Origin of the sequence: Pseudovibrio sp. Ad13 (genome assembly GCF_001623225.1) — a bacterium.
In the GTDB taxonomy this organism is placed as follows: domain Bacteria; phylum Pseudomonadota; class Alphaproteobacteria; order Rhizobiales; family Stappiaceae; genus Pseudovibrio.
Genome location: NZ_LMCC01000016.1, coordinates 44,315 through 56,625, shown reverse-complemented (window position 1 = coordinate 56,625; position 12,311 = coordinate 44,315). Strand labels below are relative to the sequence as shown.

9 protein-coding genes are annotated in these 12,311 nt (G+C 49.2%); 7 read left to right on the top strand and 2 right to left on the bottom strand.

From position 1 onward, the window contains the following. Positions 1-58: 58 nt before the first annotated feature. Both PsAD13_RS19480 and PsAD13_RS19475 read right to left on the bottom strand, forming a co-directional pair. On the bottom strand, positions 59-910 hold the full coding sequence (locus PsAD13_RS19480) for a carbon-nitrogen hydrolase family protein (protein ID WP_063319233.1): 852 nt from the start codon (positions 908-910) through the stop codon (positions 59-61). Positions 911-934: 24 nt separating this feature from the next. After that, complete coding sequence (locus PsAD13_RS19475; RefSeq protein ID WP_063290601.1) at positions 935-1,813, bottom strand: MurR/RpiR family transcriptional regulator; 879 nt, start codon at positions 1,811-1,813, stop codon at positions 935-937. Between the two features lie 604 nt (positions 1,814-2,417). Here PsAD13_RS19475 and dctP point away from each other — a divergent pair. The 7 genes from dctP to PsAD13_RS19435 all read left to right on the top strand — a co-directional run bounded on the left by dctP (position 2,418) and on the right by PsAD13_RS19435 (position 11,953). Beyond that, positions 2,418-3,452, top strand: a complete 1,035-nt coding sequence (gene dctP, locus PsAD13_RS19465) for a TRAP transporter substrate-binding protein DctP (protein ID WP_063319232.1) — start codon at positions 2,418-2,420, stop codon at positions 3,450-3,452. Between the two features lie 85 nt (positions 3,453-3,537). Next, positions 3,538-4,140, top strand: a complete 603-nt coding sequence (locus tag PsAD13_RS19460; protein ID WP_063319231.1) for a TRAP transporter small permease — start codon at positions 3,538-3,540, stop codon at positions 4,138-4,140. Further along, positions 4,137-5,426, top strand: a complete 1,290-nt coding sequence (locus PsAD13_RS19455; RefSeq protein WP_063289335.1) for a TRAP transporter large permease — start codon at positions 4,137-4,139, stop codon at positions 5,424-5,426. Before PsAD13_RS19460 ends, PsAD13_RS19455 begins: the two co-directional genes overlap by 4 nt. 653 nt (positions 5,427-6,079) lie before the next feature. Continuing rightward, a complete protein-coding gene (locus PsAD13_RS19450) occupies positions 6,080-7,444 on the top strand; it encodes a TolC family outer membrane protein (RefSeq protein ID WP_063290605.1) in 1,365 nt (454 codons plus the stop codon). An 88-nt stretch (positions 7,445-7,532) separates the two neighbouring features. Then, positions 7,533-9,710 carry a type I secretion system permease/ATPase gene (locus tag PsAD13_RS19445; RefSeq protein ID WP_063319230.1) on the top strand — a complete coding sequence of 726 codons (2,178 nt, stop codon included), beginning with the start codon at positions 7,533-7,535 and terminating at the stop codon, positions 9,708-9,710. 1 nt (position 9,711) lies between these two features. Next, a complete protein-coding gene (locus tag PsAD13_RS19440) occupies positions 9,712-11,019 on the top strand; it encodes an HlyD family type I secretion periplasmic adaptor subunit (protein WP_063290607.1) in 1,308 nt (435 codons plus the stop codon). Positions 11,020-11,047: 28 nt separating this feature from the next. After that, entirely contained in the window at positions 11,048-11,953 is a 906-nt protein-coding gene (locus PsAD13_RS19435; protein ID WP_063319229.1) for a transglutaminase-like cysteine peptidase, read from the top strand. The last annotated feature ends 358 nt before the right edge of the window (positions 11,954-12,311 follow it).

Sequence of the window (12,311 nt, the reverse complement as noted above, 5' to 3'; positions counted from 1 at the left end):
CAGAAAGTTGTTTTGTTGCAACCGATACTAGAGGGAAAACTGATGGGAATAGAGCTAGCTATTGGTTGAGCAGCTCAGGTTCCTGATGCTTGAGCTGGGAGTAGTCTTCCAGCAAATCCTTGCGGAATGTGTAGTCTTCGCGCGCTTGATCAATCACAGCCGTATCCAGCTCAAAGCTCTCAAAATGCTCGTTGGTTTGAGGGAAGGTTGTGCGTGGTGTGTTCTCATCTGTCCAGGGAGGACAGAATGTGGAATTACCGAAGTTCTCGCCGGCGCGATTGAGGCTGAGGAAGAAGATCTGGCTTTCCAGAGCGCGGGTGACCACGAAGTCGTGCCAGCTGAAGAAGCTTTCATCCCTGGCATACGCGCCGCTGTGCAGGATTAGATCAACGCCGTGTTGCAGAGCCAGTGTGCGGCTGAGTTCAGGGATACGGATATCGTAGCAGATGATTGGCGCAACCTTTATGCCCTTTACAGAAAATGAGAAAAGGTGGTCGCCTTTCTCGAAGTATTCCTTCTCCATGGACGCGCCATACTGGCAAATGTGGAGCTTATCGTAGCAGCCAATGACAGCTCCGTCCGGCCCGACAGCGACCTGAGAGATCTTATAGTGATCCTCTGCTTTGCGCGGCATGCCGAAGACGATTGTGGTGTTGTGCTGTTTTGCCAAAGCGCCAAATGCTTTGACGGAGGGGCCGTTCAGGTCTTCTGCCAGCACGCTGAGTTCAGCGAAGGCAGCTCTGGAGTAATCAACGGTCGAAAGCTCAGGTAGAACAACCAGATCATGTGGCTTTGCAGTGAGTTGCTGATGCAACCTGGCGGTCACGGATCGCACGTGTGCGTCTCGCTGGTCTGCTGTGGTCATTGCAGGAATGTTGATCTGACCGGCAAGGAGACTGAGCTTTGTCATAGGGTATTCCGAGTTCTTATTGGTTTATTGGTCTGGCCAGTATTCGCCGAGTTCATTGCGGCAGCGTTCCAGCCTTGTGATGTTGTCGATGACGACCTGCCCGCTATCTGCCACCAATAAGCCAAGGATCATTTCCAGAAGGGCCGCAGTGGCGACGTAACTCTCAAAGAAATGCGGGCTTTGAACAGGTGTGAGCAGGAGGTCGGTTGAATAAGTGGCAAGAGGAGATGTTCTGGTATCGGTGATGCCGACGACCGTTGCACCCACTTCATAGGCCCGTTTTGCAACGAGTACTGTGTCTGCAGCGCATGGGTTCAGGGAGATTGCGACGACAACGTCATCGGCGTTGATGTACTCAACCTGATCTGCGATTTCGCCATTCTTGCGATTGATGAGCCGCCAGTTACGAAAGCACATGGAGGCAACATAGTGCAGGTAATTTGCGAGTGAGTGGGATGCATGCATACCAACAACAACCACGTTCCGGGCGGTGGCCAGTGACGAGACGATTTGTTGGAGATGATCCCGGTCGACGGTGTCGAACAAATGCTTCAGATTGCCAAGAGCTGCGCTTTTGAAGCTTTGCAAAGAGGCTTCAATATCCGAGGTGCCATGTGTGGCCTGCAGCTCTCCAGCTCGGGAAGGGTAGTTGGAGGAAAAATCTTCGAACCCGCCGCGATAGACATCACGCAGGGCATTGTAGGTTCCAAACTCAAGAGATTTTGCAAGTCTGTTCATTGTGGGAGGAGGGACGTCTGCACGGGCTGCAACCTGACGCATGGACAGGGTGGCAACATCACTTGGATATTCCAAGACATAAGCCGCGCTTTTCTTGAGCTGCTTGCTTAGATTTGGATAGGCTTTCGTGAGTTGATCAACCGTCTCCTGGTAGCTTCTCGTCATAGTTTCCCCTCCCAAACGAATCATTGTTTTAAGTTTTTTGGTGCAAATGGATCAAATGTATCAGCCACTCAAAATTCTCGATTTTTGCATGTAGCGTTTCTGCATCTTCGATGTTCCTCTCGATTTTCGACCGATATTAAATTGATATATCAGTGTCTTTTTTTGATGCAGAAAATTGCTGCTGCCATTTGGTTTGCCTAAAACCCTATAATTTGAAGAGCTTTCCGCCCAAAATTTCTTCAAATTCAGTAGATATGACTAGTTCATAAGGTGACAAATGGTCAATAGTGAAAAAAATATGGATCATTTGAATTATATCTAGTATGTTTCCCGAGTTAGTAAAAGTATGCATGTGAAACGCACTGCGCTTTATTGCCAGTTCTTCGCATCTATTCGGCACAAGGGGATAAGCACTTACAGGGACATCACTCATCAAGAGCAATGAAAGATGTTTCTGATCGCGGCCCCTGAGCTGTAGCAATCTAAAAATCTTGAGTGACACGATTTGACGCAAGTCACCTGTGTTGCGAGAGGCATAATCGGCCATCCGGGAGCCAATGATAAGCAATAGATGCGTATCTGGATGGTTATTAGGGAGACAAGAATGAACAAACCTAGCCTTAAAACTGTATCAAAGGGTTTCCGTCGCGTATTGAGCATAGGTGCGGCAAGTGCAATTGCTTTGACACTGGCGTCCTCCGTATACGCTGCTGATCTGCGTCTGAAAATCGCTGGTACGGTACCTGTCGATCACGAAGGCACCAAAATGCTGAAGCAGATCGAAAAGGAAATTGAGGCTGCTGATGTTGGCCTGAAAGTTTCTGTCTTCCCTGCAAGCCAGCTCGGTTCCGGTGAGTCTCTGGTTGAAGACACCATCCGCGGTAACGTGGACTTTGTGATGGCGTTCATCTACTCCCACAAAGATCCAGTGCTCGACATCATGTCCATGCCATACCTGTTCACCAGCTGGGATGATCTGGAAAACGTGATGTTGAACCCAGATTCTGAGTACAACAAGATCATCAATGAGCGTCTTGAAAACCTCGGTCTGAAGCTGTTCAACCACAACCCTGAAGGTTTTGTTGGTGTTGTTGCGAACAAAAAGCCTGAAGACTACGCAGGCTTTGGCGACAAAGGCATGAACATCCGTGTCTGGTCTTCTGCTGTTGTTAAAGACATGGCTGAAACTCTGGGCTACAACACCACCACGATGGCTTGGGGTGATATGTTCCCTGCAATGCAGTCCGGTATTGTTGACGGCACCTTGTGCTGCACCAAGCAGGCTGCTTACACCATCTTCGCAAAGTCCAATGTTGGTAAGTACTTCGTAGAGTACAACGCGATCTCTGAAATCAACTCTTTCTATGGTTCTCTGAAAACCTGGAACAAGATGAATGATGAGCAGAAAGCTGTTGTGAAAGCTGCGTTTGATAAAGCTTCCAAGCAGTACTTCCAGTTCAACAAAGAGAACGATGCGAACTTCAAGCAGAAACTCGTAGAGTCCGGTTATGAAGTCCTGAGCTTCACCCCTGAGCAGGAAAAAGTTCTTGCTGAGCGTGTACGTGAAAAAGTTTGGCCTGCAATGGCTGAAGTTGTTGGTCAGGACACCATTGACCGTCTGAAGAAAGACTTCCAATAAGCCCTTCTCTTCAAGGCCGGCGCATACCCTGCGCCGGCCTTTTCTATGACTTATTTGGTTTCAAGAAACGAAGGGCAAATATCAGATGAGTATTCTGACGAGCGAACTTCCAAGGCCAGTGGCTAAACCGCTGAACGGCGTCATTAAACTGATGAACTTCATGATTACAGCCGGCGGTGTAATCATGGCGCTCACATTTTTTATGGTTGTGATTGTCCGTTATGGTTTTGGTGGCAACCTTTTTGCCTATGAAGAATGGCTGATGACCATCAGTTTCTGGATGTTCTTCATGGCTGCTGCTGTCGCCTCAGCACGCAAAGAGCATGTCAACGCAGACGTGCTTGGCTTTCTGATCAAAAACCCGCGCATCATCTGGTGGCGTGAGGTGGCTGTAGAAATCATTGAAATTGGCGTTTTGAGTGCGGTCACGTATTGGGGCTGGCTCATGCTTCAAGAGGAGCTTGTCTCCTACCCAATGTGGCAGACAACAGTCGCGTTGAAGATTCCATTTTTCGCGCCTCGACTTGCCATTTTCCTGGGCTTCCTGTTCATGAACATATTTGCCGTGCTGCACTTTTATCTGCTGCTGCGAAACGGCCCCAAATGGCCAGAACGGGAACCCCGCGAAATTGCGGAAAACGTACACCCTGAAGAAGAACCAATAAAAGCTCAAGGGGCAGCGCAATGATTATTGTTGGGTCAATTGCCATTCTATGCGGCCTTTTGCTGCTTGGTGTAAGCGTACACCTAGCATTTGGCGCAATTCTTATTTTCCTTGCCTATATGGGCGGCCATGATGTTGCTGGTTATCTACCAACCGGCCACTGGAAAATGAACAATGTGGTTCTGCTGGCTATTCCGCTGTTCATTATTGCTGGCGGCATTATGGAAAAAGGGCGTATCGCTGCGCCTCTTGTCAGCGTGGCGGAGCTGTTTGTCGGGCATATCAAAGGTGGTTTGTCTGCTGCAACTGTGCTTGCGTCCGGTGTATTCGGTTCAATTTCCGGAAGTGCAAACGCGACACTGACTTGCATTGGTGGCATCATGATGCCGCATCTGCGCAAAGCCAACTATCCTGAAGGCCAGTCAGCTGCGCTGATCGTTAGCGCAGCACCTCTTGGATTGTTGATCCCGCCAAGTGCTTCTCACATTTTGTATGCCTGGGTCGCACAGCAGTCCGTGCTGCGTGCATTCCTCTCCACCGTCATTCCCGGTTTGATCCTCATTACGCTTTTGATCATCGTAAACCAGGTGATGCTGCGCAAGCATAAAGACATCAATCTGGAAAAGCGTCCAGATGACTTCAATTACGAGTTCAAGCGTCGCGGCCTGAAAGCGTTTCCTGCATTAATGATGCCTGTCATCATCCTCGGCGGGATCTATGGTGGCATCATGACACCAACAGAAGCTGCAGGTGTTGCTGTTGTTTATGCGATCCCTGTTGCGATTTACGTTTACCGTGGTCTGACCTGGAAAACGTTCCGTGAAACCATTTTGAACTCAGGCATCACCATTGGTGTGGTGATGGCGATGATCTTCATGGTGTTGATCGTGAGCCGGTTCCTGATCTTTGAAGACATCCCGGCGATTGCAGAGGAGTTTGTCTACTCCGTCTCTGAAGATCCAATCATGATCTTGCTGATGGTGAATCTGGTGATGATCATCATCGGTATGTTGATGGATGATATCTCCGGTATCCTGCTCTCAACGCCGCTGCTGCTTCCAATCGTGCAGGGCGTTGGTATGGACCCGATCCATTTTGCAGCTGTTTTGGGTGTGAACCTGGGCATGGCGAACATTACGCCGCCGACTGCTCCGCTGCTGTATCTGGGCTCCAAGGTGACAGAAACCTCGGTCGATAAGATGCTGAAGCCGACGTTGATGTTCATCTTCTTTGCATGGTTGCCGACACTGGTGCTGACCACGTTCATTCCGCAGCTGGCTCTGTACATTCCAAACCTGCTGCTGAACTAAGCGTTTTGCAAAATGATGCAGATTTTAAAGAGGCGGATGTCGAAGCATCCGCCTCTTTTTTGTGAGGGAGCCCCTGAGTTTTAGGGGGATCTTGAGCTTGAGAACGAAGGCTATGGGTGAGGGGAAACTAAAAGAATCAGTATTCGGTTTTTGGGTCTTATAGTTAACATGTGGGAACTGTTGGATTTCTCAGAGTCCACTTGCGTAAATAAAATTCAATGACAGGTGGTATTTTAGAGAGTGTGAATGAATATCTGTAAAATTTTATCTTTCTATATATACTCAGTACTTTTTTAGGTTGAATACAGTTGACTCGTTTTCTTCGTAATTCTCTTTTTCTCGAGGTGTTTCGCTAGTTTCGTTGTAATTCGTTTGCATAATTTGCTTTAGTATTTGAGTGTTCTTGTGTTTATCTATGTATTTGCTTTGGTTTAGTTTGTTTGTGTCTGGGTGATATCTTGAGATTTTAGGGTACCATTTATACTATGAAAAAATATATTGATAAAAATCTCTACACGTGATTTTACTCTGTTAGATTTTCTTTTTGTTTTTCCCATGGCCGGAAAATCAGGGGCGCTGTAATGATGAAATTCTGCTGCCTTTGGTTGTTTGAGGTAAACGCCGTTCATGGAAAAGTCATTGGGGTGTAGGCAATGCTTTTTCGAGGTACTTCTGTTGCACTGTTGATGTGCGCGTTGGGAGTGACGTCAGCTCATTCTGCGTCTTTACGAGATGCTGTTGAAACCGCCGTTCTCACTAATCCAGACATTGTAGAGTCCGCTGCAAACAGAAGGGCGCGTGATCAGGAATTGCGTGCTTCTCAAAGTGCGTTCATGCCGAAGTTGAGTGTGAATGCTTCTTTTGGTGCGGAGCGCTTGCGCAGGGCACAATCCAACACCACTGAGCAATGGCGTGCAGCCAAGCAGGTGAGTGTTGAGGCTGAGCAGCTGTTGTTTGACGGCTTCGGCTCCGTGAATGAGATCTATCGCCAGAGCGCCCGTGTTGATGGTGCTGCTCTGCGTGTTCTGGAACGCTCTGAAGCGATTGCACTTGATGCTGTTGAAGCCTATGTCGATGTTGTGCGCCATCAGAAGATTCTGAACAAATCCAAAGAGAACACTGCACTTCACCAGCGTCTCGCACGTGAAGTGAAAGAACGTTACGATGGCGGTGAAACTGGTGCCGCTGATCTTGCTCAGGTGCAGGAACGTGTTGCCGCCACTCGCATGATTACAGCAAGCGTGCGTAAGTCATTGCTGGATGCAATGGCGAAGTATCGCCGCGTCGTTGGTGTTGCTCCAAGCAATCTGGGTGCTGTTTCTGCTGCAAACTCAGCTGCTGCAAAGAGTTTGTCTTCTGCACTTGCAATGTCTCGTCAGAGCAATCCGCTGATCTTGTCGGCTGAGGCTGACACGGATGCAGCTGGTTTTGCGATTGAGCAGAGCAACTCCTCCTTCATGCCACGGGTTACTCTGAATGGTTCTGCCAATTTCGGAGATGACCTGAATGGTTATGAAGGACGTAGTGATGACTACCGCATCATGGTTCGCCTGAGATGGAACCTTTACAATGGCGGTTATGACAGTGCGATGCGTGGCCGTGCGGTTGAACAGCATGCAGAAGCACAAGCACGTGTTGATCGTATGCGCCGCGAAACTGATGAAGCTGTTGAGCAGGCATGGGCATCTGTTCAAACAACACGCGAGCGCATCTCCGCTCTGCGTCAGACCGTTTCTGCCAACCAGCGTGTTGTGAGCGGTTACCGTCAGGAATACAACATTGGTCAGCGCTCATTGCTGGATGTGCTGAACGCTGAAAACGCGTTGTTTAACAGCCGCATCGATCTGATCTCTGCAGAGTATATTCTGAAGTTCTCTACCTATCAGCTGCAAGGTACCACTGGTAACCTGCTGGCGATGTTCAACATCACTCCACCAGCTGAATCAAGAGCCGACCGCCGCGGGAACACATCGATCTTCCCTCAAGCTGCGGGTTTCCAGATTGAACCACTTCGTTAATGGTGTAATCTGCACGCATAGCCGAAATTTTCTTCAGGAAGGGAGCCTTTGCGGCTCCCTTTTGTCGTTAAGAATGATGAGACTGTAAATGACCGTCGAGACTGAAAACTCAACTGAAGTGAGCATCAAAGATCCGCTTGTCGAGGCGATCAAGTACATAGCCAGAAGCTACGGTAACTATGCAACCGACTCTGTCATTTTGGCTGGGTTACCTTACGATGGTCAGCGACTTTCCATCAAACTGATTGAGCGAGCATCCTCTAATTGCGGAATGAGGGCGGTCACGGTCAGGAAAAAGGCTGGAACAATACCTGCGATCTCATTGCCTGCAATTCTTGTGTTTGAGGATGGAAGCCTTCGTATTTTGAAGGAGCTAAATGAGAGCACAGGTCATGCTTTGATTGTTGATGCGGAGAGACCAGAGGAGCAGCAAATTCTCTCAATTGCTGCTCTTGAGAAGCTATATAGCGGACATGGCATCTTCTTTAAGCCCGTCAATATGACTTTTGAGACCAACGGCATGGGGTCTGGCAGGGACGGGCACTGGTTCTGGAGCGTTATTGCAGGCTTCTGGAAGGATTACATCCACGTTGCTATTGCTGCGCTGGTCATCAATAGTCTGGCGCTGGCCTCACCACTTTTCATCATGAATGTTTACGACCGTGTGCTGCCAAATTTCGCTATTCCAACACTATGGGCGCTTGCGGCGGGGGTGCTTCTTGCTCTGGTGTTTGATGGAATTTTGAAGACCGCGCGCAGCTCTATCATAAACATGACAGGTAAACAGGCAGACCTTGCTATTGCATCGCGGATTTTTTCGCACGCGCTCGGGCTTGATCTGGAGAACCGCCCAGGATCGACCGGACAGTTTGCTAATCACATCAAAGAGTTTGAGACCGTTCGTGAGTTTTTCACGTCCTCCTCCTTGGTGGCATTGATTGATATGTGTTTCATCGGCCTGTTCATCATGGTGCTTTTCCTGATTGTTGGACCGATTGCTTATGTGCCGCTGGCTGCTGTTCCGGTGGTTATTCTGATCAACTTGCTTGTTCAGCCTGCGCTTGCCGGTTCTGTTGATCAGGCCACAAAGGAAAGCGCGATGCGCCATTCTGTGTTGGTGGAAAGTATTGCGAATATCGATACCATTCGTGCTTTGAATGCTGAGAGCTCTATGCAGATCAAGTGGGAGCGGTCTGTTGCCTCCAGTGCAGCTGCTATTTTGAAAGGGCGTTACTGGTCCACACTGGCTCAGTCGCTGACAGGCTTTGCGCAGGCTCTGGTGTCCATCTGTATCGTTGTCTGGGGTGTTTATCTGGTCAATGACGGGGCGGTGAATATGGGTGGTCTGATTGCTGCGATGATGCTTTCAGGGCGTGTTCTTGCGCCTTTGTCATCCATTGCGGGTACGCTGACACGACTGCGTCAGACCATGCATTCCTACAAGATGCTGTCTGGTCTGATGGAGTTGCCAGCGGAGCGCAGACCAAACCGGACTTATGTGAACAGCCGCATCACGTCTGGTGCGATTTCCTTCCAAAATGTGTCGTTTCGCTATCCTGAGGCTGCTGAAGACTCCTTGCGCAATGTGAGCTTTGAAGTTCGGCCTGGAGAGACCATCGGGCTTATTGGCCGTGTGGGCGCTGGTAAATCGACGGTGGGGCGTTTGTTATCCGGGCTTTACACGCCCTCAGATGGTGCAATTCTGGTCGATAAGATTGATACGCGGCAGTACGATCCTGCAGATCTGCGCGACGGTGTCGGGTTCTTGTCACAGGATAACGTGTTGTTCAGTGGCAGCTTGCGAGAGAACATCGTTGTTGGGCGGCCTCAGGCTTCCAACGAAGATATCTATCGTGCAGCTCATATTGCAGGTGTTGAGGATTTTGTTGCGACACACCCTCATGGGTTTGACATGCAGGTGGGTGAGGGTGGTCGTTTGCTCTCTGGCGGGCAGAAGCAAAGCGTTGCGCTTGCCAGAATGTTGCTGCGCCAACCGCGTCTGTTGTTTTTAGATGAGCCGTCCAGTCATCTTGATACAGCGTCAGAGCGCCGGTTGCTGGAGCGCCTGCGGGAATACAACTCCCCTGATACGACGATGATTATTAGCACGCATCGAACTTCCTTATTGCAGCTTACAGACCGTTTGGTTGCCCTTGATAAGGGGCAGCTTGTGGCAGATGGACCACGGGATTTCGTGATTGAGAAGCTACGTACCCTTGGTGCGACGCGGAACGAAGAGCGCCAGCGTAGCGCGGAGGGTGTGTGAGATGAAGAACTGGGATTACGCAACCGATATCCGTGCAAGTTTGCAGACCCGTCCTCCCCGTGCTGCAACGCGTGTCATTCTGATTGTCTTTGTGGCTTTGGCTGCCGGGATCACATGGGCCTCTCAAGCCGAGCTTGAAGAGGTTACACGTGGTGAGGGACGGGTTGTGCCGTCCAGCCAGATCCAGATTGTACAGGCGCCTGAAAAGGGCATTGTAAAGTCTCTTCTCGTGAAAGAGGGACAGATCGTTCAAAAGGGGGACGTTGTTGTCCGGGTGGATGATACAGGCTTTTCTTCGCAGCTAGGTGAGCTTCAGCAGCGTCAGTGGAGCCTTTTGGCACGTGCTGAGAGATTGATGGCGGAAGCAAGTGGTGTGCCTCTGGAGCTTTCTGGTGAGCTTACAACTAATGCGCCGGGTCACACGTTTGAAGAAGAGCAGGTCTATCTGGCGCGTAACCTGCAGCTCACAAGTGAAATCTCCCTTTTGAAAAATCAGCGATTGCAGAGAGAGCAAGAGCTGGAAGAGTTGCTTGCTGAGAAACGTAAAACCGTTGTCACCATGGAAACGCTGGCGCGTGAAGTGGAGATTAATGAGCGTCTCTTCAAGCGCAAGGTGCTTCCTGAGATCGAGTTCCTGCGTCTTAAGCGCCAGCTTGATGAAGCGCAGGGCAGCCTGGAAGTGTTGAATGCCTCTATCCGACGTGTCACGTCAGCCGGACAGGAAGCGGAAGAGCGCATTACAAATGCAAAGACAGTGTTTCACGCCAAAGCGCGTCAGGAACTGGCGGCTGCACGGGCTGAACTTGCGGTAATAAATGAGACTATTAAGGCGGCCAGAGACAAGGTTCAGCGGACGGATCTTGAGGCCCCTGTCTACGGTGTGGTTAATCAATTGAATATATCCACAATCGGGGCTGTGGTGCAGCCTGGAGAGCCTTTAGTCGAGATTGTTCCGCTGGAAGATACGCTTCTGATTGAAGCGCAGATCAGTCCTCAGGACGTGGCATTTCTTAGGCCAGGTCAAGAGGTTACGGTCAAAATCACTGCCTACGACTATTCCATTTATGGAGGTCTGAAAGGCAAGCTGGAAAGGATCGCTGCGGACTCCACCAAGGACGAGCAGGGTAATCGATTTTTTAAAGTCAACGTCAGAACAGATAAAAACTATCTTGGGACGGAAACGGATCCTTTACCAATAATACCAGGAATGGTGGCCTCAATTGATGTTTTAACCGGTTTTAAAACCGTGTTGGATTATATCCTTAAGCCTATAAACAAAGTGCGTTCGGAAGCACTTCGCGAGAGATAATTCCGAACGCCTGACAAGGGGCGTCAGGATGTTTTGTAATAGGTTTTGGACCGCCGGCAGACGCCGTGCGGTAACGAAGGATTATTGCGTCTTCAAAGCTGCAGTTCTCGGATTTGCCGGTATTGCGCTCGGATTTTCTCAATTTGTTTCCGCGGCTGCTGCAATGGAGCCGCAAACTCCACATTTTCCAATTGATCTTGCTTCTGTTGCTACTCCTGAGCCGGTTCTTGTTGCCAAGGCACGTATGCCCGTTCCAATGGCCAAGCCTGAGTTGCCTGCCATTGAAACAGCATCTGCGCATGGTTCTAATGCTGTATTGAGTACTCCCACACGTAATCTGCAGCGTATCGTTCGTTCTACTGCCGGAACTTCCATCGATAGGCGCTGGAACATCATTACAACTCAGATGAACCGGATTACAGATACTTCTAAGTGTTTGAATAGCAATGACAAATGTGAAGTAAGCGTTTTAAATACCTGGGGCAATCTGATCAAAGCTGCGCGCAAGCTTCCGCGTCACAAGCAGCTTTCCTATGTTAATCGTGGGATCAACGCACTCATCAGCTATCAAAGTGACCAGCAGGTTTGGGGGCGAAGTGATTATTGGGCCTCACCAATTGAAACGCTGAGTCAGCGCAGAGGGGACTGTGAGGACTATGCTGTCTTAAAGTACTGGACTTTAAGGGAACTGGGTATTCCTGCGGAAGATATGAAGGTGGTTGCAGTCTATGACACCAAGATCGGCCAGTATCATGCAATCCTCAATCTCTCCTACAAAGGTGGAGAGTATGTTCTTGATAACCGCTTTGGCCGGGTTGCACTCAAGCAGGACACCAAAAACTATAAATGGGTGCATGTGGCCGGTAGTGGCCAGCAGCTTCCGCAAAAGGTGAAATTTACATCTCTTGCAGCAATGACACGCACGTTTAATTAGAACTGCGAATCTACTTTTTAAAAATCTATTCTGAGCGCGTTGCAAGGGGCAAAGAACGCGCTCTTTTTTTGTTTGAAAATGCCCTTCTTTCCTGAGCTTTACTCTCCAGAAAGCAGCATTTCCCGTTAATAACTTCGCCACCCTGTATAGGGAGCGGTGTTTAACAAAAAGTAAAATACTCAATAAAATTTAATCAAATTGAAACCTTGGTCGCAGAAACGCGCTAATTCAGGGTGTTGCTGGACTGTGACGAAATTAACGATGTTAAAAATTCCTTAAGGAAATGATTTGACTTTTATCATGATTGGCAAAATTATCGGCGCAATTGCTAAAATTTTATTAAAACTGTTTATGCGTC